The sequence below is a fragment of the Pseudomonas sp. LFS044 genome, from assembly GCF_047978245.1.
Lineage (GTDB): Bacteria > Pseudomonadota > Gammaproteobacteria > Pseudomonadales > Pseudomonadaceae > Aquipseudomonas.
Window position 1 is genome coordinate 35773 of the sequence record NZ_JBFPFX010000004.1, and the last position, 23829, is coordinate 59601.

General features: G+C 63.3%; 25 protein-coding genes. 15 read left to right on the forward strand and 10 right to left on the reverse strand.

From position 1 onward, the window contains the following. Positions 1-125: 125 nt before the first annotated feature. Positions 126-848, reverse strand: coding sequence for a ribonuclease PH (gene rph, locus ACNQPL_RS04215; protein ID WP_346612650.1), 723 nt, complete (start codon positions 846-848; stop codon positions 126-128). Positions 849-1078: 230 nt separating this feature from the next. Between rph and ACNQPL_RS04220 the strand changes: the two genes are divergently transcribed. Further along, positions 1079-1942 (forward strand): YicC/YloC family endoribonuclease, encoded by an 864-nt coding sequence (locus tag ACNQPL_RS04220; RefSeq protein ID WP_346612651.1) that lies wholly within the window; start codon positions 1079-1081, stop codon positions 1940-1942. Positions 1943-1955: 13 nt separating this feature from the next. Next, positions 1956-2576 carry a guanylate kinase gene (gene gmk, locus ACNQPL_RS04225; protein WP_346612652.1) on the forward strand — a complete coding sequence of 207 codons (621 nt, stop codon included), beginning with the start codon at positions 1956-1958 and terminating at the stop codon, positions 2574-2576. Between the two features lie 124 nt (positions 2577-2700). Here the strand turns inward: gmk and ACNQPL_RS04230 are convergent, their stop codons facing one another. The 3 genes from ACNQPL_RS04230 to ACNQPL_RS04240 all read right to left on the reverse strand — a co-directional run bounded on the left by ACNQPL_RS04230 (position 2701) and on the right by ACNQPL_RS04240 (position 6473). Beyond that, positions 2701-4239: an APC family permease gene (locus ACNQPL_RS04230; protein ID WP_416466069.1), complete on the reverse strand. Its 1539-nt coding sequence runs from the start codon at positions 4237-4239 to the stop codon at positions 2701-2703. A gap of 112 nt (positions 4240-4351) precedes the next feature. Beyond that, positions 4352-5125 carry a gamma-glutamyl-gamma-aminobutyrate hydrolase family protein gene (locus ACNQPL_RS04235; protein ID WP_346612654.1) on the reverse strand — a complete coding sequence of 258 codons (774 nt, stop codon included), beginning with the start codon at positions 5123-5125 and terminating at the stop codon, positions 4352-4354. Positions 5126-5129: 4 nt separating this feature from the next. Beyond that, complete coding sequence (locus tag ACNQPL_RS04240; RefSeq protein ID WP_416466149.1) at positions 5130-6473, reverse strand: glutamine synthetase family protein; 1344 nt, start codon at positions 6471-6473, stop codon at positions 5130-5132. A gap of 244 nt (positions 6474-6717) precedes the next feature. Here ACNQPL_RS04240 and ACNQPL_RS04245 point away from each other — a divergent pair, with 244 nt between their 5' ends. From ACNQPL_RS04245 to ACNQPL_RS04265, 5 genes are all read left to right on the forward strand, one after another. Further along, positions 6718-7590 (forward strand): LysR family transcriptional regulator, encoded by an 873-nt coding sequence (locus ACNQPL_RS04245; RefSeq protein ID WP_346612656.1) that lies wholly within the window; start codon positions 6718-6720, stop codon positions 7588-7590. A gap of 247 nt (positions 7591-7837) precedes the next feature. Further along, positions 7838-8101 carry a DNA-directed RNA polymerase subunit omega gene (gene rpoZ, locus ACNQPL_RS04250; RefSeq protein ID WP_012312123.1) on the forward strand — a complete coding sequence of 88 codons (264 nt, stop codon included), beginning with the start codon at positions 7838-7840 and terminating at the stop codon, positions 8099-8101. 59 nt (positions 8102-8160) lie between these two features. Further along, positions 8161-10269: a bifunctional GTP diphosphokinase/guanosine-3',5'-bis pyrophosphate 3'-pyrophosphohydrolase gene (gene spoT, locus ACNQPL_RS04255; RefSeq protein WP_346612657.1), complete on the forward strand. Its 2109-nt coding sequence runs from the start codon at positions 8161-8163 to the stop codon at positions 10267-10269. A 23-nt stretch (positions 10270-10292) separates the two neighbouring features. Beyond that, on the forward strand, positions 10293-10673 hold the full coding sequence (locus tag ACNQPL_RS04260; RefSeq protein ID WP_043199829.1) for a RidA family protein: 381 nt from the start codon (positions 10293-10295) through the stop codon (positions 10671-10673). A 54-nt stretch (positions 10674-10727) separates the two neighbouring features. Further along, entirely contained in the window at positions 10728-11453 is a 726-nt protein-coding gene (locus ACNQPL_RS04265; RefSeq protein WP_416466071.1) for a hypothetical protein, read from the forward strand. Between the two features lie 136 nt (positions 11454-11589). Here ACNQPL_RS04265 and ACNQPL_RS04270 read toward each other — a convergent pair whose 3' ends face one another. Further along, positions 11590-12447: an NAD-dependent epimerase/dehydratase family protein gene (locus ACNQPL_RS04270; RefSeq protein WP_416466072.1), complete on the reverse strand. Its 858-nt coding sequence runs from the start codon at positions 12445-12447 to the stop codon at positions 11590-11592. Between the two features lie 192 nt (positions 12448-12639). On the opposite strand from ACNQPL_RS04270, the gene exbB reads away from it, so the two are divergent. The 6 genes from exbB (at position 12640) to ACNQPL_RS04300 (ending at position 19353) form a co-directional block, all read left to right on the forward strand. Continuing rightward, complete coding sequence (gene exbB, locus ACNQPL_RS04275) at positions 12640-13605, forward strand: tonB-system energizer ExbB (protein WP_346612660.1); 966 nt, start codon at positions 12640-12642, stop codon at positions 13603-13605. Between the two features lie 3 nt (positions 13606-13608). After that, a complete protein-coding gene (exbD, locus tag ACNQPL_RS04280) occupies positions 13609-14037 on the forward strand; it encodes a TonB system transport protein ExbD (RefSeq protein ID WP_028632883.1) in 429 nt (142 codons plus the stop codon). Next, complete coding sequence (locus ACNQPL_RS04285; RefSeq protein WP_346612661.1) at positions 14034-14768, forward strand: energy transducer TonB; 735 nt, start codon at positions 14034-14036, stop codon at positions 14766-14768. The genes exbD and ACNQPL_RS04285 overlap by 4 nt, the downstream gene beginning before the upstream one ends. A gap of 94 nt (positions 14769-14862) precedes the next feature. Continuing rightward, complete coding sequence (locus ACNQPL_RS04290) at positions 14863-15789, forward strand: hydrogen peroxide-inducible genes activator (protein WP_346612662.1); 927 nt, start codon at positions 14863-14865, stop codon at positions 15787-15789. Between the two features lie 3 nt (positions 15790-15792). Further along, positions 15793-17871 (forward strand): ATP-dependent DNA helicase RecG, encoded by a 2079-nt coding sequence (gene recG, locus ACNQPL_RS04295; RefSeq protein WP_346612663.1) that lies wholly within the window; start codon positions 15793-15795, stop codon positions 17869-17871. A 78-nt stretch (positions 17872-17949) separates the two neighbouring features. Beyond that, positions 17950-19353, forward strand: a complete 1404-nt coding sequence (locus tag ACNQPL_RS04300; RefSeq protein ID WP_346612664.1) for an aminoacyl-tRNA deacylase and HDOD domain-containing protein — start codon at positions 17950-17952, stop codon at positions 19351-19353. A 33-nt stretch (positions 19354-19386) separates the two neighbouring features. Here ACNQPL_RS04300 and ACNQPL_RS04305 read toward each other — a convergent pair whose 3' ends face one another. The 4 genes from ACNQPL_RS04305 to ACNQPL_RS04320 form a co-directional block, all read right to left on the reverse strand. Then, on the reverse strand, positions 19387-19761 hold the full coding sequence (locus tag ACNQPL_RS04305) for a helicase (RefSeq protein ID WP_346612665.1): 375 nt from the start codon (positions 19759-19761) through the stop codon (positions 19387-19389). A 151-nt stretch (positions 19762-19912) separates the two neighbouring features. Next, positions 19913-20212, reverse strand: a complete 300-nt coding sequence (locus tag ACNQPL_RS04310) for an HU family DNA-binding protein (RefSeq protein WP_346612666.1) — start codon at positions 20210-20212, stop codon at positions 19913-19915. A 187-nt stretch (positions 20213-20399) separates the two neighbouring features. After that, positions 20400-21548, reverse strand: a complete 1149-nt coding sequence (locus tag ACNQPL_RS04315; RefSeq protein WP_416466073.1) for an NAD(P)/FAD-dependent oxidoreductase — start codon at positions 21546-21548, stop codon at positions 20400-20402. Between the two features lie 31 nt (positions 21549-21579). Beyond that, positions 21580-21747, reverse strand: a complete 168-nt coding sequence (locus tag ACNQPL_RS04320; protein WP_346612668.1) for a rubredoxin — start codon at positions 21745-21747, stop codon at positions 21580-21582. 127 nt (positions 21748-21874) lie between these two features. Here ACNQPL_RS04320 and ACNQPL_RS04325 point away from each other — a divergent pair, with 127 nt between their 5' ends. Together ACNQPL_RS04325 and ubiA are read left to right on the forward strand one after the other, a co-directional pair. Further along, positions 21875-22429, forward strand: coding sequence for a chorismate--pyruvate lyase family protein (locus ACNQPL_RS04325; protein WP_416466074.1), 555 nt, complete (start codon positions 21875-21877; stop codon positions 22427-22429). Then, a complete protein-coding gene (gene ubiA, locus ACNQPL_RS04330; RefSeq protein ID WP_416466075.1) occupies positions 22429-23325 on the forward strand; it encodes a 4-hydroxybenzoate octaprenyltransferase in 897 nt (298 codons plus the stop codon). The genes ACNQPL_RS04325 and ubiA overlap by 1 nt, the downstream gene beginning before the upstream one ends. A gap of 114 nt (positions 23326-23439) precedes the next feature. On the opposite strand, the gene ACNQPL_RS04335 is transcribed toward ubiA, so the two are convergent. Further along, the gene (locus ACNQPL_RS04335) at positions 23440-23811 is read right to left on the reverse strand and encodes a hypothetical protein (RefSeq protein WP_416466076.1); all 372 of its coding nucleotides are present in this window, start codon (positions 23809-23811) and stop codon (positions 23440-23442) included. Positions 23812-23829: the final 18 nt, after the last annotated feature.

A 23829-nucleotide genomic window follows, 5' to 3' on the forward strand; every position in this document is an offset into this window, starting at 1 on the left:
CGCTTCGCGCCCCATCGCCGGCAAGCCGGCTCCCACAACGACCGCGCAGACCTCAAGTCATGCGCCGTAGCTGTTGGAGCCGGCTTGCCGGCGATGGGCCGCAAGGCGGCCCCAATTGCTATCAATCAGTCAGCGAGCGCGGCGTTCTGCAGCTCGAAGATATCGTTCATGCCCTTTTGCGCCAGCGCCAGCATGGCGTTGAAGTCTTCAGGCTGGAACGGCGCACCTTCGGCAGTACCCTGCACTTCGATGAAACCACCGGCGCTGGTCATGACCACGTTCAAGTCGGTTTCGGCAGCGGAGTCTTCCGGGTAGTCCAGGTCGAGCACCGCTTCGCCCTGGTACATGCCCACCGATACCGCAGCGATCATGTGCTTGAGCGGGTTGCCAGCCTTCAGGCCGCCACGCTTCTTGATCACTGCCAGGGCATCGACCAGCGCGACCATGGCGCCAGTAATCGACGCGGTGCGGGTACCGCCGTCGGCCTGGATCACGTCGCAATCGATGTACAGGGTGATGTCACCCAGCTTGCTCATGTCCAGCGCGGCACGCAGCGAGCGGCCGATCAGGCGCTGGATTTCCAGGGTACGGCCACCCTGCTTGCCACGGCTGGCTTCACGCTGGTTACGCTCACCGGTGGAGCGCGGCAGCATGCCGTATTCGGCAGTCAGCCAACCTTGGCCCTGACCTTTGAGGAAGCGCGGCACGCCGTTTTCAACGCTGACCGTGCAGATGACCTTGGTGTCACCGAACTCGACCAGTACCGACCCTTCGGCGTGCTTGGTGTAGTTGCGGGTGATGCGGATCGAGCGGAGCTGATCGGCGGCGCGACCACTTGGACGTTTCATCTGGGATACCTGTACTGGGACTTTGAATCTGCCCAGCATTATAGAGCCCGCTGCCCGGCGAGGACATGCTTATTGTCGCGTCGCGGACAGCCTGTCGCCTTTTCCCCCTGCCAGATGGCGGCTCTGTAACATGGGCGGATTGGGCGCCAAGGCGCCACTGCGCTACAATCCTGCGCCTTGCAGCCAAAAGGCTGCCCCCCCGTTCACTTCATCTACGCGAGGTACTCCCCATGGTGCACAGCATGACCGCTTTTGCTCGTGTCGAGCGCGCAGGCAGCCAAGGCACCCTGGTCTGGGAACTGCGCTCGGTCAACCACCGGTACCTGGAACCCCACCTGCGCCTGCACGACGCCCTGCGCGACCTGGAAGGCGCGGTGCGTGAAGGCCTGCGCCAAGGCCTGTCGCGCGGCAAGGTCGAGTGCACCTTGCGCCTGCACGAAGACAGCAACGGCAAACCGCTGAAAGTCGACCACGTACGCGCTGCACAACTGGTCGCCGCCGCCGAAGAGGTGGCCGGCCTGATCAAGCAGCCGGCGCCGCTCAACCCTCTGGAAGTGCTGTCCTGGCCGGGCGTGCTGGTGGCCGATGCCAGCGACCCGCAGGCACTCAATGCCGAAGCCTTGGCGCTGTTCGACGAAGCCTTGGCTGAACTCAAGGCCGGGCGCCTGCGCGAAGGCCAGGAACTGGCCAGGCTGATCAACGAGCGCCTGGACCAAATGGCCACCGAGGTCACCACCTTGCGCGCCCTGGTCCCGCAGATGCTGGCAGCCCAACGGCAGAAGATCATCGACCGCTTCGGCGACCTCAAGGCCGAGCTCGACCCACAGCGCCTGGAGCAGGAGATGGTGCTGCTGGCGCAAAAGAGCGACGTTGCCGAGGAACTCGACCGCCTCAGCACCCACGTCAACGAAGTACGCCGGGTGCTCAAGTCCGGCGGTGCTGCCGGGCGGCGCCTGGACTTCCTGATGCAGGAACTCAACCGTGAGGCCAACACCCTGGGCTCCAAGGCCTTCGACCCGCGTAGCACGCAAGCGGCGGTCAACCTGAAGGTGCTGATCGAACAGATGCGTGAACAAGTACAGAACATCGAGTAAGGCCACCCCAACCATGAATCACAGCAGCGGCACCCTTTATATCGTCTCGGCCCCATCCGGCGCCGGCAAGACCAGCCTGGTAACGGCCTTGACCAAGGACGACCAGCAGATCCGCGTCTCGGTCTCGCACACCACCCGCGCCATGCGCCCGGGTGAGCAGCACGGGGTGAACTACCACTTCGTCGTTCACGAAGAATTCAAGGCATTGATCGACCAGGGTGACTTCCTGGAGCACGCCGAAGTATTCGGCAACTTCTACGGCACCTCGCGCAGCGCGCTGCAGCAGACCCTCGACCAAGGCTTCGACCTGATTCTCGAAATCGACTGGCAAGGCGCCCAGCAGGTCCGCAAGCTGATGCCTGAGGCCCTGTCGGTATTCATTCTGCCGCCAAGCCAGGAAGCCCTGCGCCATCGTCTGGACGGCCGCGGCCAGGATAGCGAAGCGATCATCGACGGGCGCATGAAGGAAGCGGTCAGCGAGATGGTGCACTACGACGAGTACGACTACGTCATCATCAACGATGAGTTCGGCGCGGCGCTGGAGGAGTTGAAGGCGGTGTTTGTCGCCAACCGGTTGCTGCTGAAGAAACAGCAGCAGCGTCACGGGGCGCTGCTGAAAGAACTGCTTTCCTGATAGAGCGAACGGGGCTGCTCTGCAGCCCAATCGCCGGCAAGCCGGCTCCTACAGAACATGCAACACTGCCATGACTGTGGGAGCCGGCTTGCCGGCGATTGGGCCGCAAAGCGGCCCCTTTCGTTTATTCCTGCAACTGCAGGGTCGCCTGCTGTCGCAGGGTAGCCCCCAGGAAGTAAGCCGGCGCGCGCATCCGCGAGAGCATCATCAGCACGATGCCCAGTGCAGAGATGATCGCCGCAATCACGAACACCAATCCAAGCCCGGCCACATGCGAGCCGCTGCCGAATTCCGGCGAGGCGCTGTCGATGGCGGTGCGCACGAAGATTACCGACAGGATCACCCCACCCACCAGCGGGCACAGGCCGCGCATGAAGAAGTGGCGCAGGCTGGTGAACAGGCTGTGGCGGAAGTACCAGACGCAGGCGAAAGCCGTCAGCGAATAGTAGAAGCAGATCATCATGCCCAGCGCGGTGATGGTGTCAGCCAGCACGTTTTCGCTCAGGGTACGCATGGTCACGTAGAACAGCCCTGCGGCAATGCCGGCGCAGATGGTCGCGTAGCGCGGCGTCTGCGAGCGCGGGCACACCTTGGCAAAGCGTTCTGGCACCGCCCCGTAGTAACCCATCGCAAGCAAGGTGCGCGCCGGCGAGACGAAGGTCGACTGCAGCGAAGCTGCGGTGCTGGCCAGCACCGCGATGGACATCAGAATCGCCAGCGGCCCCATGACTGGACCTGCCAGGTGAGCGAAGACGTTCTCCTGGATGCGCGGGTTGTTCAGGCCCAGGCCGTGCTCGCTGATACCGGCAAATTGCAGGGTAGCGATGGCGGTCAACAGGTACAGGCCGAGAATCAGCAGTACCGTCCAGGTCGCCGCCTTGCCCGGCACCTCGTCGCTGCCTATCGATTCTTCGCTGACAGTCAGGCACACGTCCCAGCCCCAGAAGATGAAGATCGACAGCGAGAGCCCCGCGGCAAAGGCCGAGAACGACTCGACCCCGAACGGGTTGAACCAGGCGAAGTCGAATTCCAGCGGCGGCGGCGCGGTGGTCTCGCCGAAGGCGGCGAAGGCGAAGCCGATCAGCACCAGCAGCTGCAGCGCCACCAGGCCATATTGCACGGTCATGGTAGTGGCCATGCCGCGGCAACAGATCCACACCGCCATGGCGATGAACACGCAACAGGTCGTGATGTTGATCAGCAGGTTGTCCGCCAGGGCCGCCAGCTCAGGGTTGCCGGTTATCTGACCAAGGAACAGGTAGAAGAAGTCGACGGCAACGCCCGCCAGGTTGGACAACACGATGGTGGTGGCGACGACCAGCCCCCAACCACCGATCCAGCCGATCATTGGGCCGAAGGCGCGGGCCGACCAGGTAAAGGAAGTACCGCTGTCAGGCTCCGCTGCGTTCAGCTCGCGGTAGCCCAGGGCAACCAGCAGCATGGGCAGGAAACCAACGATGAAAACGGCCGGAAGGTGAGCACCGACCTCCCGCACGGTGGGGCCAAGGGCGCCAGTCAGGGTGTAGACCGGAGCGATCGTGGAAATGCCCAACACCACGCTGGCCAGCAGGCCGAGTCGGCCTTTGGCCAAGCCTTTGCTGCGCTGAGTGCTGCCCGAGTCGGCCACATCGGGTGGGCGGCCGGCTTCTGAATAATTGCTCATGAGTATTTGCCGTAAATATTGGTATTGTTTTCGCAGGCCCTGCAAACAGGCCTGCGTTCACTCATAGAAAGCGTGCAGCGGGAGGTGCGTCATCCAGGACTTGCGGCTGACATCAACCGGCCTTGCGGCGTGAAACCTCCCGAGCAGCATGGGCAATGCAGGCCTCGCGGAACGCCTGGAAAAGGCGCAGGGAGACCGGGTTTTCGGCGAAACGCCATTCCGGGTGCCACTGCACGCCGAGGACAAAGCCCGGCGCATCAGGCATCGACACCGCTTCGATCAGGCCATCCGGGGCCCGTGCTTCGACACGCAGGCCCGGGGCCAGGCGGTCGATGCCCTGGCTGTGCAGCGAGTTGACCTCGAATTGCGCAGCCAGGCCCAGGCGCTCGAACACCCCGCCAGGCTCTATGCCGACAGGGTGACGAGGGCCGTATTGCACCTCCAGGGGTGCATCCTCAGGTTCTCGGTGGTCCAGGTAGCCCGGCAGCTCCTGCACACGCTGGTGCAAGCTGCCGCCAAGGGCCACGTTCAATTCCTGAAAGCCACGACAAATGCAGAACACCGGCACGCCGGCGGCAATGGCTGCCTGCAGCAGCGGCAAGGTCAGCCTGTCACGAGCAAGATCGTGCCGGGTCCCTTCCGCGCTGGGGGCGCCATTGTAATGATGCGGCTCGACATTTGAAGGCGAGCCGGTAAAAAGAATGCCGTCGAGCTGGGCCAGCAGCGCCTGCGTGTCGCTGCCGCCATCGCGGGCCGGCAGGATCAGCGGAAGCCCGGCGAAGCCGGCCGCCTCGACATACTTGTCGCCCACCGTGTGCGACGAGTTCTTCCCCACCTGCTGGCGGCAGGCGCTGACACCGATCAAGGGGACCGCATTTGCGCTCATGGGCTTACACCGTGTGCAGGTACCAGTTGTACTCGAGGTCGGAAATCGACACTTCGAACTCGGCCAGTTCGCTTTCTTTGCAGGCCACGAAGATATCGATGTAGTCCGGGCTGATGTATTGGTTGAGCACTTCGCTGTCATCCAGCGCACGCAGGGCGTCACGCAGGTTGTTCGGCAGGCTCTGCTCCAGCTGCTCGTACGAATTGCCTTCGATCGGCGCGCCAGGCTCGACCTTGCTGGTCAGGCCGTGGTGGATGCCGGCAAGCACGGCTGCGAGCATCAGGTACGGGTTGGCGTCGGCGCCGGCCACGCGGTGCTCGATGCGCACGTTTTCGCTGCTGTCGGTCGGCACGCGAACGGCTACGGTGCGGTTGTCCAGGCCCCAGCTCGGCGCATTCGGCACGTAGAACTGTGCGCCAAAACGGCGGTACGAGTTGATGTTCGGGCAAAGAAACGCCATCGACGCCGGCATGGTCTCCAGCACGCCGCCAATGGCATGGCGCAGGGCATCGCTTTGCAGCGGGTCTTCATGGGCGAAGATGTTCTTGCCGGTTTTCTTGTCCAGCAGCGAAATATGCACGTGCAGGCCATTGCCCGCCTGGCCCGGGTAGGGCTTGGCCATGAAGGTGGTGTCCATTTCATGGTCGTAGGCGACGTTCTTGATCAGGCGCTTGAGCAGGATCGCGTAGTCGCAGGCCTTCAGCGGATCGGCCACGTGGTGCAGGTTGACTTCGAACTGCGCCGGGGCGCTTTCCTTGACGATCGCATCGGCCGGCAGGCCTTGCTCCTTGGCCGCTTCCAGCATGTCCTGGAGGCAGTCTGCATATTCGTCGAGGTCGTCGATGAGATAAACCTGGGTCGACTGCGGACGCTTGCCGGAGATCGGCGAACGCGGCGGCTGCGGGCGACCGTTGAGGTTGTCCTGGTCGATCAGGTAGAACTCCAGCTCGAACGCCGCGCAGATATCCAGCCCCAGGTCGTCGAATTTGCTCACCACCTGGCGAAGCACCTCGCGCGGGTCGGCGAAGAACGGCTCGCCTTCGATCTCGTGCATGGTCATCAGCAACTGGGCGGTGGGGCGTTTCTGCCAGGGTTCGTTGCACAGGGTGCCGGGGATCGGGAAGCAGATGCGGTCGGCATCACCGATATCCAGGCCGAGGCCGGTGCTTTCAACCGTCGAGCCGTTGATATCCAGGGCAAACAACGAAGCCGGCAGGTTGATCCCCTTCTCGTACACCTTGTGCAGGCTGGCCCGCTCGATGCGCTTGCCGCGTACCACGCCGTTCATGTCGGAGATCAGCAGATCGACGTACTGGGTGTCCGGATGGGCCTGGAGGAAGTCTTTCATCTCGCTGGAAGAACTGGCGCACGGGGTGACCGACGTCATGGTGTACATCCTTTGATTTGCTGCGGCGATGTGGGGATACGGCTGGCGCCTCACGGGCGACGATGGTTGCAGCTGTTGTTTTTTTCACTTTCCCATCGTGGGGATTGGTTACCCGACCGGGCGCATTGATTCCCAGGGGCGGTTCCACTATAAAATGGCCTCAACGCAACAGACATTGGCATTTCGGCAAGCAGAGCGTGCACCAATGCAATATCAGATTACCCATGCCGACCTCTCGTTGGTCCTGGCCCTGGAGCGCGGGCGCTCATTGGCCAAGGCCGCTGAGCTGCTCAAAGTCGACGTTTCGACCGTGTTCCGTTCGATCCGCCGGCTTGAATCGGCACTCGGCACCGCGCTGTTCGTCAAAAGCCGCAAAGGCTACCTGCCGACCGACACCGCACAGGCCCTGGCCGAACAGGCCGAACGCGCCGAGCAGGCGCTGGAAGCCGCGCGCATCGCCATGACCAGTGGCGAGCAGGTGGTCAGTGGTACCGTTCGTCTGACCTGTACCGAAGCAGTCATGCATAGCTTGCTGCTGCCGGCGTTGGCCGAGTTCATGCCGAATTACCCGGCGCTGTCGCTGGAAATGGGCACCTCCAACACCTTTGCCAACCTCAGCCGGCGCGATGCCGACATCGCCCTGCGGCTGACCAATACCCCGCCGGAGCACCTGGTCGGCCGCTGCCTGGGTTCCACGTCCTACGTGATCTGTGGCCAGCCGCAGTGGCGCGAGCGCTTGGCTGAGGGGCATGCCAGCGTGCCATGGATAGCCCCTGACGACTCGATGCAGGACCACCCCACCGTGGTTTGGCGCAACCAGCAATACCCGGGGCTGAGCCCCCGTTACCAGTGCAGCAGCATGTCGACCATCGCCCAGTTGGTAAGCACCGGGCTGGGCGTGGCGGCCCTGCCCGACTACATGGTGCATGCCCTGCCCGGTGTCGACGCCCTCAGCGGGCCACTGGCCGGGTGCGACACTCAGCTGTGGCTGCTGACCCGGCCGGATTGCCGCGCGTTGCGATCGGTGCAGACATTGTTCGAAGAACTGACACCGCGGTTGCGTGGCGCGATGTTGTGAGATACAAGATGAGGGTGTCTGTTCCGGGCCTTTCGCGCGCAAGCCCGCTGCTGCAGGGATCGGCCCTGGCCTGTTGACTTACACTGCCCCTGTGGCAGCGGGCTTGCCCACGCAGCAAGCACCACAGGTCTGCAAGGCAACCACCCGGCAAAACAGCGCTTCCCTATTGGCTGGTGATTTTTTAAACTATCGAGTCCGCCTGCCCATATTGGGCTGCAGCCCATCGCATTTGCTACTGAGGAAGACCATGGCCCGCGTAACTGTTGAAGACTGCCTGGAACACGTGGATAACCGTTTTGAGCTGGTCATGCTCTCGACCAAGCGCGCCCGTCAGCTGGCTACCGGCGGCAAAGAGCCACGTGTAGCATGGGAAAACGACAAACCAACCGTCGTTGCGCTGCGTGAAATCGCCGAAGGCATCGTCACCAACGAATTCATCGCTGCTGAAGAGATCGTCACCGAGGATCCGGTCTTCGCCGCGTTCGAGGACGAGTCCAACGAGGCTGTCTAAGCCATGCCTGGTCGACGTCGCGCGGCACAAGGCCCTCTTCCTCGGCAAGAGGTGAAACCATGCCGGGCATAGAAGCCTTAGCCGAACGGCTGTCGACCTACCTGGGCCCCGAACAGGTCAACCTGGTTCGCCGGGCCTATTTCTACGCCGAACAGGCCCACGATGGGCAGCGCCGCCGCAGCGGCGAGCCCTACGTGACCCATCCGCTGGCTGTGGCCAGCATCCTCGCAGACATGCACATGGACCATCAAAGCCTGATGGCGGCCATGCTGCACGACGTGATCGAAGACACCGGCATCGCCAAGGAAGCCCTCAGCCAGCAGTTTGGCGAGACGGTTGCCGAGCTGGTCGATGGGGTCAGCAAACTGACCCAGATGAACTTCGAGACCAAAGCCGAGGCGCAGGCCGAAAACTTCCAGAAGATGGCCATGGCCATGGCCCGCGACATCCGCGTGATTCTGGTCAAGCTGGCCGACCGCCTGCACAACATGCGCACCCTGGAAGTGCTGTCTGGCGAAAAACGCCGACGCATTGCCAAGGAAACCCTCGAAATCTACGCCCCCATCGCCAACCGCCTGGGTATGCACACAGTGCGCGTGGAATTCGAAGACCTCGGCTTCAAGGCCATGCACCCGATGCGGTCATCGCTGATCCACCGGGCAGTGAAGAGCGCTCGCGGCAATCGCAAAGAGATTGTCGCCAAGATCGAACACTCGCTGGCCAACTGCCTGGCCGCCGACGGTATCCAGGGCGAAGTCAGCGGGCGGCAGAAACACCTCTATGGCATCTACAAGAAGATGCGCGGCAAGCGCCGCGCCTTCACCGAGATCATGGACGTGTACGCCTTCCGCATCATCGTCGACAAGGTCGACACCTGCTACCGCGTGCTCGGCGCCGTGCACAACCTGTACAAGCCGCTGCCCGGGCGCTTCAAGGATTACATCGCGATCCCCAAGGCCAACGGCTATCAGTCGTTGCACACCACGCTGTTCGGCATGCACGGCGTGCCCATCGAAATCCAGATCCGCACCCGCGAGATGGAAGAGATGGCCAACAACGGCATCGCTGCGCACTGGTTGTACAAATCCAATGACGACGAGCAGCCCAAGGGCAGCCATGCCCGCGCGCGCCAGTGGGTCAAGGGCATCCTCGAACTGCAGCAGCGTGCCGGCAACTCGCTCGAGTTCATCGAGAGCGTGAAGATCGACCTGTTCCCCGACGAGGTCTACGTCTTCACGCCCAAAGGCCGGATCATGGAGCTGCCCAAAGGCTCCACCGCCGTCGACTTTGCCTACGCGGTGCACACCGATGTCGGCAACAGCTGCATCGCCTGCCGCATCAACCGCCGCCTGGCGCCGCTGTCCGAGCCGTTGCAGAGCGGCTCGACGGTCGAGATCGTCAGCGCCCCGGGCGCACGGCCGAACCCGGCCTGGCTCAACTTCGTGGTCACCGGCAAGGCCCGCACGCACATCCGCCACGCGCTCAAGCAGCAACGCCGCTCCGAGTCGATCAGCCTCGGCGAGCGCCTGCTGAACAAGGTGCTGACCGGCTTCGACAGCAGTCTGGAGAAGATCCCGCAGGAGCGCGTGAACGCGATCCTCGCCGAGTACCGCCTCGAGCTGATCGAAGACTTGCTCGAAGATATCGGCCTGGGCAACCGCATGGCCTATGTGGTCGCCCGCCGCCTGCTGTCGGCCGAAGGCGAACAGCTGCCGGCACCGGAGGGCCCACTGGCGATCCGTGGCACCGAAGGCCTGGTATTGAGCTACGCCAAGTGCTGCACGCCGATCCCGGGCGACCCGATCGTCGGCCACCTGTCGGCAGGCAAAGGCATGGTCGTGCACCTGGAGAACTGCCGCAACATCAGTGAAATCCGCCATAACCCCGAGAAATGCGTGCAGCTTTCCTGGGCCAAGGACATCACCGGCGAATTCAATGTCGAATTGCGTGTCGAGCTGGAGCACCAGCGCGGCCTGATTGCGTTGCTGGCCAGCAGCGTCAATGCCGCCGACGGCAACATCGAGAAGATCAGCATGGATGAACGCGACGGCCGCATCAGCGTTGTCCAACTGGTGGTCAGCGTGCACGACCGCGTGCACCTGGCTCGTGTGATCAAGAAGCTGCGTACGCTTACCGGCGTGGTCCGCATCACCCGCATGCGTACGTAGTCCGCCAACCGCAAGGAGTCATCATGAGCAAGACCGTCATCAACAGCGACAAGGCCCCTGCCGCCATCGGTACCTACTCGCAAGCGATCAAGGCCGGCAACACCGTGTACATGTCGGGCCAGATCCCGCTGGACCCGAAAACCATGGAGCTGGTCGAAGGCTTCGAAGCCCAGACCGTGCAGGTGTTCGAGAACCTCAAGTCGGTGGCCGAAGCCGCTGGCGGTTCGTTCAAGGACATCGTCAAGCTGAACATCTTCCTCACCGACCTGAGCCACTTCGCCAAGGTCAACGAAGTGATGGGCCGCTACTTCGAGCAGCCGTACCCAGCCCGCGCCGCCATTGGCGTTGCCGCGCTGCCGAAAGGCGCCCAGGTCGAAATGGACGCCATCCTGGTCATCGAGTGATGCCGCAGGTGACGGGCGCCCTGCCCGTCACCTTCCTGTTCAAGGTTACCCACCATGCGTCAAGCACTGCCCCTCGCGCTGGCAGCCCTGCTTCTGAGCGGCTGCGCCAGTCACAAACCCGAAGATTTCAACGGCACCTGGATCAACCAGGACGCCATCAAAGCCGCCGTCAAAGGTGGCAGCCTGCGCCAAGCCCTGAACCAACATGGCCCGGTCTTCGAGTGGAAGCTCGATGTGGCCACTCAGCAGGCCAGCTTCAGCAACGGCTTCGAGGCTGCCGATGGCCAGCTGATCGCCAACGACAAGCAATGGCAAGCCAGCTTCCCGGGCGGCCAGACCGAACAACTGGCACTGGATGGCGACGAACTTAAAACCGTCGACCCGTCCGGCGCCGAACAGACCTTCATGCGCGCCCAGCAGCCCGGCAATGCGCCGCTGGGTGGCAGCTTCGAAAAAGCACTGTACCAGGCATACCTGGGCGGTGACTGGAAGATCATCGAAGGTGAGGGCAAAGGCAGCCTGGTGCGTTTCGCCGACAACGGCGCCGTGACCGGCCTGCCCGGCCCCGACCGTTATGCGCTGTGCCTGGCAGGCGACTGCGCCAGCATGGGCGGCAGCAACGACAGCCTGTGGCTGGAGCGCAACCAGCGCGGCGCGCCGTTCATCTTCAAGCGTGATGACGACAAGCTGGAGATTTTCCAGGCGGTGAACCGTGCGCAGCCGGATGAGATGCCACAGTTGGCTGCTGGTGCTCGTCAGTGGGTGCTGGAGAAAGACTGACTCAAGCCCCGCCTGGCTTCACAGGCCCTATCGCCGGCAAGCCGGCTCCCACAGTTACAGTGCGGCCTCAGGCCTGACACTGCCCAGAGTGGGAGCCGGCTTGCCGGCGACAGGGCCAGCAGAGACATGGCAGGTTTCAGCCCTCGCCTTTCAGGATGGCCGCGTACCCTTCTTTGTAACTGGCATACTGCGGCACCCAGCCCAATGCCCGCACCCGGGCATTGCTGCAACGCTTGCTGCCGGTGCGGCGCACGCGCTGTTCATCGGACCATTCGGTGACGCCCATGTACGAACGAAGCCAGGCCACCACATCGGCCAGTGGCGCCGGGTCATCGTCGACCCCTATGTAGCAATCGTCCAACGCCACGCCATCGGCGTCGGCCTGCAGCAGGAACCCCAACAGGCTGGCAGCATCCTCGGCATGAATGCGGTTGCCATAAAGTGGCGGCTCTTCAGCCACACGGTACCCTAGGCGCACCTGGCTCAGTAACCACTCACGGCCCGGCCCGTAAATGCCGGTCAGCCGCACGATACTGGCCGGGATGCCGCTGCCCAGCGCCAGCCGCTCGGCCTCCAGCATCACACGGCCCGAATACCCTTCAGGCTCGGTGGCCGCGGCCTCATCGACCCACTCACCGTCTTTTTGTGCAAATACGCTGCTGCTGGACACAAACAGCAGGCGCCGCGGCTGTTGCCCGCGCTCGGCCAGCCACGCCAGCACATGGCGCAAACCTTCAACGTACGCAGCCTGATAGCCGGCCTCGTCATGCTGGCTGGCGGCTACGCAGTACACCAGGTAATCGGGCGCGCGCTGCGGCCAGGCTAGCGGAATGCCTGGGTCGGCGAGGTCGGCAGCGACCGGCATAACACCCTGCGCAAGCTGATCGACCGAGCGCCGCAGGCCACTCACCTGCCAACCACGAGCAAGCAGTTGCCGGGCCAGGCGACCACCTACATCGCCACAACCTACGATCATTGCGGAAAGGTCTGACATCACAAAACTCCCTAGACCAAAGGCTCAGGCTAGCCGGATTACACGATAGGCGGCTAGACCATAGGCGAAAAAAGCAACAAGATTACTTTTGTTAACAAGAATTACTTGCAATAATGGCGCCCCTATATGTTCTCGGCCTATCTCGAGGCCTTGGAGAACGCTCACTCTTTTTCTTCATCAGGTCCGGCCAGCATGACACGTACTCAACCTTCCGCTTCGCCAACCCCGTCGCGCGCCTGGCGCGCCATCGCCGCGCTGATGTTCAGCCTGGTGCTGGCCCCAGTGGCCATGGCCGATGAGCCTAACGCCAACGCCGCCACCCCGGCTGCCGCAGCTGCCCCGGCCAACCCGGCACCGGCTGCAGCCGATGGCCAGGCCGCCACTCCGGTCGATGCCGCTGCGCCCGCCGCCGCCGACCCAGCCGTGCAGGAACTGGTCGAAGATACCTCGCTGGGCATGGCCCACGACCTGTCCCCATGGGGCATGTACAAGAACGCCGATATCGTGGTCAAGATCGTCATGATCGGCCTGGCCATCGCCTCGATCATCACCTGGACCATCTGGATCGCCAAAGGCTTCGAGCTGATGGGCGCCAAGCGTCGCCTGCGCGGCGAGATCGCCCAGCTGAAGAAGTCCGCCACCCTCAAGGAAGCCAGCGACGTCTCCAACAAGGAAGGCACCCTGGCCCATACCCTGGTCCACGATGCCCTCGAAGAGATGCGCCTGTCGGCCAACGCGCGCGAAAAAGAAGGCATCAAGGAACGCGTCAGCTTCCGCCTGGAGCGTCTGGTTGCCGCCAGCGGTCGTACCATGAGCAACGGCACCGGCGTGCTGGCCACCATCGGTTCCACCGCACCGTTCGTGGGCCTGTTCGGGACCGTGTGGGGCATCATGAACAGCTTCATCGGCATCGCCAAAACCCAGACCACCAACCTGGCCGTGGTCGCCCCAGGTATCGCCGAAGCCCTGCTTGCCACCGCCCTGGGCCTGGTTGCAGCAATCCCGGCCGTGGTGATCTACAACGTCTTCGCTCGCTCCATCGCCGGCTACAAGGCACAGGTTTCCGACGCTTCTGCGCAGGTACTGCTGCTGGTCAGCCGTGACCTCGACCATCAGGGTGGCGAGCGCGCCGCCCCGCACATGGTGAAAGTGGGGTAAGCCATGGGCCTGCATCTCAACGAAGGTGGCGACGACCTCGCCGAAAACCACGAAATCAACGTCACGCCGTTCATCGACGTCATGTTGGTACTGCTGATCATCTTCATGGTTGCTGCGCCCCTGGCTACGGTCGACATTAAAGTCGACCTGCCAGCCTCGACCGCCAAACCGGCGCCGAGGCCCGAAAAACCGGTGTTCGTCAGCGTCAAGGCCGACCAGAAGCTGTATGTCGGCGACGATCAGGTGCCTGCCCCCGACCGCCTTGGCCCGATGCTCGATGCCAAGACCAAGGGTGACAAGGAAACCACCATCTTCTTCCAGGCCGATAAAGGCGTGGATTACGGTGACCTGATGGAAGTGATGAACAACATGCGCGCGGCCGGCTACCTCAAGGTCGGTCTGGTAGGTCTAGAGACGGCAGCCAAGAAATGACGAAACCGCGCTCAAACGTGGCGCGCTACGGTGGCAGCCTGGCGATCGTGCTGGGCGTGCACGTGGTCGCTGTGCTGCTGACGCTCAACTGGTCGGTGCCCCAGGCCATCGAACTGCCCCCGGCAGCCATGATGGTCGAGCTGGCACCGCTGCCCGAGCCCGCACCGCCGCCACCCCCCAAGGCCGCACCACAGCCGCCGGCACCGGTTGAAGAACCGCCGTTGCCAAAAGTTGCCGAGGCGCCGAAACCGAAAATCGCCATCGCCAAGCCGCCCAAGCCCAAACCCAAGCCTCAACCGCCGAAGCCTGAGAAAAAGCCTGAGCCGCCGAAAGATGAACCACCGGCCAAGGAACAAGTAGCCGACACGCCGCCAAGCAACACGCCACCGCAGAAGTCGGCGGCACCGGCGCCAAGCATTGCCTCCAACAGCCAAGCGTTGCCGACCTGGCAGAGCGACCTGCTGCGCCACCTGGCGAAGTACAAGCGCTACCCGGAAGACGCACGCCGTCGCGGCCTGCAGGGCATCAACCGCCTGCGGTTCGTGGTCGACGCCGAAGGCAAGGTGGTGTCGTACTCGATGGCTGGGGGTTCGGGCAGCGCGGCACTGGACCGGGCAACCCTGGAAATGATCCGCCGAGCTGGCACCGTACCCAAGCCGCCAGCAGAGTTGCTGAACAACGGCACGATCGAAGTAGTGGCACCGTTCGTCTACTCGCTGGACCGTCGCTGATACTTTTGTTTCTGTCACAAATCGGCAAGTCTGATAACGTGCGTCTATCAATTGCAGCCGCTATGCTGGGCTCGCAACTTCATGGACGCACGTTATGACCCTCACAGAATTACGCTACATCGTCACCCTCGCCCAGGAGCAGCACTTCGGCCACGCCGCCGAGCGTTGCCATGTGAGCCAGCCGACCCTGTCCGTCGGGGTGAAGAAGCTCGAGGACGAGCTTGGCGTGCTGATCTTCGAACGCAGCAAGAGCGCGGTACGCCTGACCCCGGTCGGCGAAAGCATCGTCGCCCAGGCGCAGAAGGTATTGGAGCAGGCCCAGGGAATTCGTGAGCTGGCCCAGGCTGGCAAAAACCAGCTGACCGCCCCGCTCAAGGTCGGCGCCATCTATACCGTCGGCCCTTATCTGTTCCCGCACCTGATCCCCCAGCTGCACCGTGTGGCGCCGCAGATGCCGCTGTACATCGAAGAAAACTTCACCCACGTGCTGCGCGAAAAGCTGCGTAACGGCGAACTGGACGCGGTGATCATTGCCCTGCCGTTCAACGAAGCCGACGTGCTGACCCTGCCGCTGTACGATGAGCCCTTCTGTGCCCTGATGCCTGCCGACCACCCATGGACGGCGAAAAAGACCATCGACACCGCCATGCTCAACGACAAGAGCCTGCTGCTGCTCGGCGAGGGTCACTGCTTCCGCGACCAGGTCCTGGAAGCTTGCCCGACACTGAACAAAGGCGGTGAAGGTGCCAAGCACACTACGGTCGAGTCCAGCTCGCTGGAAACCATCCGCCACATGGTCGCCTCGGGCCTGGGCGTGTCGATTCTGCCGCTGTCGGCGGTGCACAGCCACCATTACGCACCGGGCATCATCGAAGTGCGCCCGCTCACCGCGCCAGCACCGTTCCGTACCGTAGCCATCGCCTGGCGCGCCAGCTTCCCACGGCCGAAGGCCATCGAGATCCTTGCCGACTCGATCCGCCTCTGCTCGGTGGCCAAGCCGGCTGTGGAACAAACGGCCTGATTCATGACTGAGCTGTCGAAGGTCTCGGTCACCGCGCTCAAGGGCGTAGGCGAAGCCATGGCGGAAAAACTCGCCAAGGTCGGCCTGGAAAACCTGCAGGACGTACTGTTCCACCTGCCCCTGCGTTACCAGGACCGCACCCGCGTGGTGCCTATCGGTGCCCTGCGCCCGGGTCAGGATGCCGTGATCGAAGGTGTGGTCAGTGGTGCCGATGTGACCATGGGCAAGCGCCGCAGCCTTGTCGTGCGCCTTGGGGATGGCACCGGCGTGCTGAGCCTGCGCTTCTATCACTTCAGCAATGCGCAAAAAGAAGGCCTCAAGCGTGGCACCCACTTGCGCTGTTATGGCGAGGCCCGCCCCGGCGCCTCGGGCCTGGAGATTTACCACCCCGAGTACCGTGCACTGAATGGCGATGAGCCGCCGCCCCCGGTCGAGCAGACCCTGACGCCGATCTACCCGTCCACCGAGGGCCTCACTCAGCAGCGCCTGCGCCTTCTCTGCCAGCAGAGCCTGGGCATGCTGGGCCCGCGCAGCCTGCCAGACTGGCTGCCGGACGAGTTGGCCCGGGATTACCACCTGGCGCCGCTGGACGACGCTATCCGCTACCTGCACAACCCGCCAGCCGACGCCGACCTCGACGAACTCGCCGAGGGCCAGCACTGGGCCCAGCACCGCCTGGCCTTCGAAGAGCTGCTCACCCACCAGCTGTCGCAACAGCGCCTGCGTGAAAGCCTGCGCAGCCTGCGGGCGCCAGTACTGCCCAAGGCCAAGCGCCTGCAGGCGCAGTACCTCGCCAACCTGGGCTTCCAGCCCACCGGCGCGCAACAGCGGGTGGCCAACGAGATCGCCTACGACCTCAGCCAGGCAGAGCCAATGCTGCGCCTGGTGCAGGGCGATGTCGGCGCCGGCAAGACCGTGGTTGCCGCCCTGGCTGCGTTGCAGGCGCTGGAAGCCGGCTACCAGGTGGCGCTGATGGCGCCCACCGAAATCCTCGCCGAGCAGCACTACATCACCTTCAAGCGCTGGCTCGAACCGCTGGGCCTGGAGGTCGCCTGGCTGGCCGGCAAGCTCAAGGGCAAGGCCCGCGCCAGCGCCCTGGAGCAGATCGCCAACGGCGCACCGATGGTGGTGGGTACCCATGCGCTGTTCCAGGAAGAAGTGCAGTTCAAGCACTTGGCCCTGGCGATCATCGACGAGCAGCACCGGTTCGGTGTGCAGCAGCGCCTGGCCCTGCGCAAGAAGGGTGTGGCCGGCGAACTGTGCCCGCACCAGCTGATCATGACCGCCACGCCGATTCCGCGAACCCTGGCCATGAGCGCCTATGCCGACCTCGACACCTCGGTACTCGACGAACTGCCGCCAGGGCGTACCCCGGTGAATACCGTGCTGGTCGTCGACAGCCGCCGCTTCGAAGTGGTCGAGCGGGTGCGCGCCGCGTGCGCCGAGGGGCGCCAGGCCTACTGGGTCTGCACTCTGATCGAAGAATCCGAAGAGCTGACCTGCCAGGCGGCCGAGAGCACCTACGAAGAGCTTGGCAGCGCCTTGGGCGAGCTGCGCGTGGGCCTGATCCACGGGCGCATGAAGCCTGCGGAAAAGGCTGCAGTGATGGCTGAATTCAAGCAAGGCAACCTGCAGCTACTGGTTGCAACCACGGTGATCGAGGTGGGCGTGGATGTGCCCAACGCAAGCCTGATGATCATCGAGAACCCTGAGCGCCTGGGCCTGGCCCAGCTGCACCAGCTGCGCGGTCGGGTAGGTCGGGGCAGCGCGGTGAGCCACTGTGTATTGCTCTATCACCCACCTTTGTCACAGATCGGCCGCGAACGCCTGGGGATCATGCGCGAAACCAATGACGGCTTCATCATCGCCGAAAAAGACCTGGAGCTGCGCGGCCCTGGCGAAATGCTCGGCACCCGCCAGACCGGCCTGCTGCAGTTCAAGGTCGCCGACCTGATGCGCGATGCCGACCTGCTGCCAGCCGTGCGCGATGCAGCCCAGGCCCTGATTGCGCGCTGGCCGGAGCATGTCAGCCCACTCCTCGACCGCTGGCTGCGCCACGGCCAGCAATATGGCCAAGTGTGACGCCAGTACCAGAATGGATCCAGCTTTGCGACCAGACTGGTTATACTTCGCGTTTAAAAGAATCAGTGGATACGGACCATGACTGAAGTTGCCCTGGACACCGCAGCCCCACACACACCGTCTGTCATCCGGCTGTTGCTCGAAAAACTCGGCATAGCCTACCGCGAGGTGCCAGAGCACCCGCAACTGCCAGCCAGCTCACGCGTGCAGGCGATCCTGCTCGACGACGAGATTGGCGCATTGATGGTGCTGTTTCCGCAGAGCAAGCTGCTGGACCTCAATCGCCTTGAGGAACTCACCGGCCGCAAGCTCAAGGCCGTGCCGGTGGCACGCCTCACGCAGATGCTCGACAAGCACCACCTCAAGGCCCTGCCGGCCATTCCCGCACTCACCAGCTCGCCCTGCCTCTACGAAGAAAAGTTGCTTGGTGCCGAAAGGTTGCTGATCCAGTCTGGCGAAGCCGGCCTGTTGTTGGAAATCGAGGCCGACGCTTTCAAGCGCATGTTGAAAAAGGCCAGCGGTGGCAGTTTCGGCCAACCGGTTCGGGAGATTCGCCCCAACCTCGACCGCCCGGACGACGACTCCAAAGAGATTACCCAGGCCGTTCAGGCATTCACTGCCCGGCGCATCCAGAAACGCCTGGAAGAAACCATCGAGATTCCACCGCTGGCCAATACCGCGCAGAAGATCATCAAGCTGCGTGTCGACCCTAACGCCAGCATCGACGATATCACCGGCGTGGTCGAAACCGACCCGGCGCTGGCCGCCCAGGTGATCAGCTGGGCGGCATCGCCCTACTACGCATCACCTGGCAAGATCCGTTCGGTGGAAGATGCCATCGTTCGGGTGCTGGGCTTTGATCTGGTCATCAACCTGGCCCTTGGACTGGCGCTGGGCAAGACCTTGAGCCTGCCCAAGGACCAACCGCAGCAGGCCACACCGTACTGGCAGCAGTCTATCTACACCGCTGCGATCATCGAAGGCCTGACCCGCGCCATGCCGCGCGCAGAGCGGCCTGAAGCCGGCCTGGCTTACCTGTCGGGGTTGCTGCACAACTTCGGTTACCTGCTGCTGGCGCACGTGTTCCCGCCGCACTTCTCGCTGATTTGCCGGCATCTGGAGGTCAACCCGCACCTGTGCCACACCTATGTTGAACAGCACCTGCTGGGCATCAGCCGCGAGCAGATCGGTGCCTGGCTGATGAAGCTGTGGGACATGCCGGAAGAACTTCAGACCGCGCTGCGTTTCCAGCATGACCCGTCGTACGAAGGCAGTTACTCCGCATATCCCAACCTGGTGTGCCTGGCGACCCGCCTGCTGCGCTCGCGCGGGATCGGTTCGGGCCCGCAGGAAGCGATCCCCGACGCGCTGCTGGAGCGCTTGGGGATCACCCGCGAGAAGGCCGAGGATGCCGTGAACAAGGTACTCGAGGCCGAGAACCTGTTGCGTGAACTGGCTTCGCAGTTCAACGCGCCGCATTGATTTGCCTGGGGCCGCTATGCGGCCCCAACGATTTCAGCCCTTCTTCTTCGGCTTCAGGTACTTCATCAAACCCTGGAACCACATCACCAGCGCCGGATTACCTTTGATCTGGATGCTCTTGTCCTGAATGCCCTGCATGAACGCCAGCTGCTTGTTGCTCGCCTGCATCGTGGCAAAGCCGTAGGCCGCGTCTTTGAAGGCTATGGCGAAGGCCGGTTGAGGATGGCTGCCGCCCTTGCTGCTGATGCGCTCGCCGCTGACGATGAAGTGCCGGGCAACCTTGCCGTCCAGCGTCTGCATCTGGAACACCAGGTCCTTGTCCTTGAGTTGTTGCTGAAACGCCGGGTTGTTACGGCTGGCTCTGGCCATCAGCAGCCCCATGGCCCAGAGCAGAAAGCGAAACTTCATCAACGTGCCCCGAATAAAAAATGACTGAGGCGCGCAGTTTAGCCTTTTCCAGAACTATTTATGCAAGTTCGCTGCACGATGTTTGCAGAACGAACAACGGGCGCCCGGAGGCGCCCGTTTGGACAGAGGCTAAGGGTTTGTCAGCCGTCGATCACTTGGCTTTCTTGGCCGGCTTGGCGGGAACGTTGACGCTGTCGCGCAGGTTCTTGCCCGGTTTGAAGGCAACGGTATTGCTGGCCTTGATCTTTACCGGCTCACCGGTCTGGGGGTTCTTGCCGGTACGCGCACCCCGATGGCGTTTTTCGAAGGTGCCGAAACCGACCAGCGTAACGGTGTCCTTGTCCAGGGCACCGGTGATGCTGTCGAGAATCGCATTCAGCACCTCATTGGCCTTTTCCTTGGTCAGATCGGCCCTTTCGGCGATGACGGCGGCGAGTTCTGGTTTACGCATAGTGAAGCCTCTTTGACGGGATTTCTTGTTGTTATTGCCGTGCTGCCAGAAAGCAGCGTTCAAGGCACCGCAGGCTCTAATCTGCGGCAGACGGAAGTGAGAATGGCACGCCCTCCGGGGCCGCGCCAGTATCTGGGCGGCCATTGTGCAGGCAATAACAGGATAAACCCGACAGAACGCCCGCTATTTACGCCATGAGCGCCGGTAACTGCCGATTCAACGCCAGTTTTTCCATGACCGCGTTACCCGTCAGGGCGTAACCCAGCAACTGGCCATCGGCGGCGAAACAGAGGGCTTTCAGGTCACTGCCTTGCCCTTCGACCTGCCAGCTACCTTCACGGCCCTGCGGCACAGGGGAAACCACCAAGGGGCAGGCCGGCGTTTTCACGGTGACGGGCATCGGCCCATAGCTGACCGCCGTCGGGTTGCCTGCCAGCGTTTGCGCCAGGGCACGTGCGCAGGCCATCAGGGGCATCACATAGAGCAGGTTGATGCCATCGACCTCGGCGCAATCGCCCAGCGCGAAGATGTTGGCGTGGGAAGCCCGCAGTTGGCGGTCCACGACCACCCCGCGATTGGTCTGCAGGCCGGCGGCAGCAGCCAGGTCGGTGCGCGGGCGCAGGCCGATGGCCGACACCACCAGGTCGCAGGGGATGACACTGCCATCGGACAGATGCGCTTCAAGGCCATCACTCACCTGCTGCAGGCGTGTCAGCACCGGGCCGAGGTGAAAGCGCACGCCCAGGCCCTGCAGGCCACCCTGCACTGCAGCGGCCGCTGCGGGGTGCAGTAGCGTCGGCATGACCTGTTCACACGGCGCCACCACATCCACCTGGAAGCCGCCAAGGCTCATGTCATTGGCGAACTCGCAGCCGATCAGGCCGGCGCCGAGGATCAACACACGCCGCTTGCCAACTGCGGCAGCACGGAAACGCGCATAGTCCTCCAGGTCATTGATCGGGAACACCTGCCCGGCGCCGTCGCCCTCGATCGGCACCTGGACGGTCTGCGCGCCCCAGGCCAGCACCAGGTCGCGGTACTCCACCGCCTCTTCACCGATCCACAGCCGCTTGTGGCCGGGGTCAATGCCGCTGATACGGGTGTGCGTGCGCACCTCGGCCTTCAGCTGCGCGGCCATGGCGCCCGGCTCGGCCATGCACAGGCCGTCTGCGTCCTTCTGCTTGGCAAAGCCTGTGGAGAGCATGGGCTTTGAATAGGAGCGGCCGTCGTCGGCGGTAATCAGCAGCAGCGGCGTCTCGCCATCAAGCTTGCGAAATTCACGGGCCAGGTTGTAGCCGGCCAGGCCGGTACCGATGATCACCACGGGGGACGTCATGTCGTGCTTTCCTCTGTTAACGGAAGTGCGATCAGCCGATGGCGATCATTTCAAAGTCGCTTTTGCCGACGCCGCAGTCGGGGCACAGCCAGTCTTCAGGCACATCTTCCCAGCGGGTACCCGGCTCGATGCCATCGTCCGGCCAGCCTTCGGCTTCGTCATAGATCAGGCCACAGACAATACATTGCCACTTCTTCATCGATTCTGGTTCCTCGGTGTTCAGGCTTTGTTATTCGGGCTCGTGGCCCGTTCACGGGCATTATGCAAGCAGTCGAGGCAATCATGCTAAGCTCGCCGCCTCTCTGGCTGTAACAAAGCATACCGACGTGTCGTACGAATCCCCGCAAGCAGCCGCTGTCGCGTGGCTGCCGTATTCACAGCTGGCGAATATCGACCAGCCTACTCTCGACTGGCTGTTCGACGAAGGTTCCCTGACTCGCCGCCTGACCCGCCTGTCCCACGACCACTTCAGCGTCACGCCCTTGTTCGAAGGCTGGCAGCCGCTGCGCGATGACGAATGCCTGGCGCTGGGCATCGGACCGGGCGCAGAAGGCTGGGTGCGCGAGGTGTACCTGCGCGGCCACGGCGAGCCTTGGGTGTTCGCCCGCAGCGTGGCCAGCCGCAGTGCGTTGGAGCGCGGCGGGCTGGACCTGGAAACCCTGGGCAGCCGTTCGCTGGGCGAACTGCTGTTCTGCGACCAGGCGTTCGTCCGCCACCCCATCGAGGTGTCCACTTATCCACAGCGCTGGTTGCCTGCCGAAGCAGCCCATGACGGGTTATGGGGGCGGCGTTCGCGCTTCGAACGCGACGGCCTCGACCTGCTGGTGGCCGAAGTCTTCCTGCCGGCATTGTGGCGAGCGGCCAAGGAGGATAACCGCTGATGTACCTGCAACTGCTCAAATCCCTCAACCGCGTGCACCCACGCGCCTGGGACTTCGTCCAGCTCAGCCGCATGGACAGGCCGATCGGTATCTACCTGCTGCTGTGGCCGACTCTGTCGGCGGTGTGGATTGCCGGGCAAGGTTCGCCCACCCTGGCCAACGTGCTGATCTTCGGCCTCGGCGTGGTGCTGATGCGCGCCGCTGGCTGCTGCATCAACGACTTCGCCGACCGCAAGGTGGATGGCCACGTCAAACGCACCGCCGACCGCCCACTGGCCAGCGGCCGGGTCAAACCGCGCGAGGCATTGGCGCTGTTCGCCATCCTGGTGGCCGTGAGCTTCCTGCTGGTGCTGTGCACCAACAGCCAGACCGTGTGGCTGTCATTCGGTGCGGTGGCCCTGGCGTTCTGCTACCCGTTCATGAAGCGCTACACCTATTACCCGCAGGTGGTGCTGGGCGCCGCGTATTCCTGGGGCATTCCCATGGCCTTCACCGCCGCCGGCGGCGAGCTGCCGGCCAGTGCCTGGCTGCTGTACATCGCCAACCTGCTGTGGACGGTGGGCTATGACACCTATTACGCCATGGTGGACCGCGACGATGACCTGAAGATTGGCGTGAAATCGACCGCGATTCTGTTTGGGGATGCCGACCGGAGCATCATCCTGACCCTGCAGCTGCTGTCGCTGGGTTGCTTGCTGCTGGCGGGTAGCCGCTTCGAGCTGGGTGGCTGGTTCCACCTGGGGCTGCTGGGTGCGGCGCTGTGCTTTGCCTGGGAATACTGGTCCACGCGCAAGCTGGACCGCGAGTCGTGCTTCAAGGCGTTTCTGCACAATCACTGGGCAGGGCTGCTGGTGTTCATCGGGGTAGTGCTCGACTACACAGTGCGTCAAGGCTGATGGCCCTATCGCCGGGCAGCCAGCTCCCACAGGTACAGCGCTGCCTGCGAGGCCTGCACAAAAACTGTGGGAGCTGGCTTGCCGGCGATGGGCCGCGAAGCGGCCCCGGCAGGCTCAAGGCTTGGCGACATGCCAGACGTCTTTCACCCCGTCACCGGTCATGTCACCGGCTTTCTTGTCCTTGACGAAGGTGTACAGCGGTTTGCCATCGTAGGCCCACTGCATCGAGCCGTCATCGCGCGTGACATGCGTCCACTTGTCTTTCGGCGCTTCATCATCCTTCTTCACAATCAGCGGCGGCCAGTTCTTGGCGCAATCGGCATTGCACACCGACTTGCCGTTAGCGTCCTTGTCGAAGGTATACAGCGTCATGCCATTGTGATCGACCCACATGCCGTCCTTCTCCATGGCATGGTGGGCCGACGCCACCCCTGGCAGCGCCAGCGCAGCGAAAAGGGCCATCCAGCTCAGCGTGTGTCGTGTCATTGGAATCACCATAAATTC

Bases quoted from the DNA above. Each gene is read 5' to 3' on its own strand.
- exbD (WP_028632883.1), top strand. From the start codon at position 13,609: ATGGGCCTGCATCTCAACGAAGGTGGCGACGACCTCGCCGAAAACCAC.
- ACNQPL_RS04305 (WP_346612665.1), bottom strand. From the start codon at position 19,761: ATGAAGTTTCGCTTTCTGCTCTGGGCCATGGGGCTGCTGATGGCCAGA.
- ACNQPL_RS04245 (WP_346612656.1), top strand. From the start codon at position 6,718: ATGCAATATCAGATTACCCATGCCGACCTCTCGTTGGTCCTGGCCCTG.
- recG (WP_346612663.1), top strand. From the start codon at position 15,793: ATGACTGAGCTGTCGAAGGTCTCGGTCACCGCGCTCAAGGGCGTAGGC.
- ACNQPL_RS04265 (WP_416466071.1), top strand. From the start codon at position 10,728: ATGCGTCAAGCACTGCCCCTCGCGCTGGCAGCCCTGCTTCTGAGCGGC.
- ACNQPL_RS04230 (WP_416466069.1), bottom strand. From the start codon at position 4,239: ATGAGCAATTATTCAGAAGCCGGCCGCCCACCCGATGTGGCCGACTCG.
- rpoZ (WP_012312123.1), top strand. From the start codon at position 7,838: ATGGCCCGCGTAACTGTTGAAGACTGCCTGGAACACGTGGATAACCGT.
- ACNQPL_RS04335 (WP_416466076.1), bottom strand. From the start codon at position 23,811: ATGACACGACACACGCTGAGCTGGATGGCCCTTTTCGCTGCGCTGGCG.
- exbB (WP_346612660.1), top strand. From the start codon at position 12,640: ATGACACGTACTCAACCTTCCGCTTCGCCAACCCCGTCGCGCGCCTGG.
- ACNQPL_RS04285 (WP_346612661.1), top strand. From the start codon at position 14,034: ATGACGAAACCGCGCTCAAACGTGGCGCGCTACGGTGGCAGCCTGGCG.
- ACNQPL_RS04300 (WP_346612664.1), top strand. From the start codon at position 17,950: ATGACTGAAGTTGCCCTGGACACCGCAGCCCCACACACACCGTCTGTC.
- ACNQPL_RS04315 (WP_416466073.1), bottom strand. From the start codon at position 21,548: ATGACGTCCCCCGTGGTGATCATCGGTACCGGCCTGGCCGGCTACAAC.
- ACNQPL_RS04260 (WP_043199829.1), top strand. From the start codon at position 10,293: ATGAGCAAGACCGTCATCAACAGCGACAAGGCCCCTGCCGCCATCGGT.
- ACNQPL_RS04310 (WP_346612666.1), bottom strand. From the start codon at position 20,212: ATGCGTAAACCAGAACTCGCCGCCGTCATCGCCGAAAGGGCCGATCTG.
- gmk (WP_346612652.1), top strand. From the start codon at position 1,956: ATGAATCACAGCAGCGGCACCCTTTATATCGTCTCGGCCCCATCCGGC.
- spoT (WP_346612657.1), top strand. From the start codon at position 8,161: ATGCCGGGCATAGAAGCCTTAGCCGAACGGCTGTCGACCTACCTGGGC.
- ACNQPL_RS04240 (WP_416466149.1), bottom strand. From the start codon at position 6,473: ATGAAAGACTTCCTCCAGGCCCATCCGGACACCCAGTACGTCGATCTG.
- ACNQPL_RS04235 (WP_346612654.1), bottom strand. From the start codon at position 5,125: ATGAGCGCAAATGCGGTCCCCTTGATCGGTGTCAGCGCCTGCCGCCAG.
- ACNQPL_RS04270 (WP_416466072.1), bottom strand. From the start codon at position 12,447: ATGTCAGACCTTTCCGCAATGATCGTAGGTTGTGGCGATGTAGGTGGT.
- ACNQPL_RS04220 (WP_346612651.1), top strand. From the start codon at position 1,079: ATGGTGCACAGCATGACCGCTTTTGCTCGTGTCGAGCGCGCAGGCAGC.
- ubiA (WP_416466075.1), top strand. From the start codon at position 22,429: ATGTACCTGCAACTGCTCAAATCCCTCAACCGCGTGCACCCACGCGCC.
- ACNQPL_RS04290 (WP_346612662.1), top strand. From the start codon at position 14,863: ATGACCCTCACAGAATTACGCTACATCGTCACCCTCGCCCAGGAGCAG.
- rph (WP_346612650.1), bottom strand. From the start codon at position 848: ATGAAACGTCCAAGTGGTCGCGCCGCCGATCAGCTCCGCTCGATCCGC.
- ACNQPL_RS04320 (WP_346612668.1), bottom strand. From the start codon at position 21,747: ATGAAGAAGTGGCAATGTATTGTCTGTGGCCTGATCTATGACGAAGCC.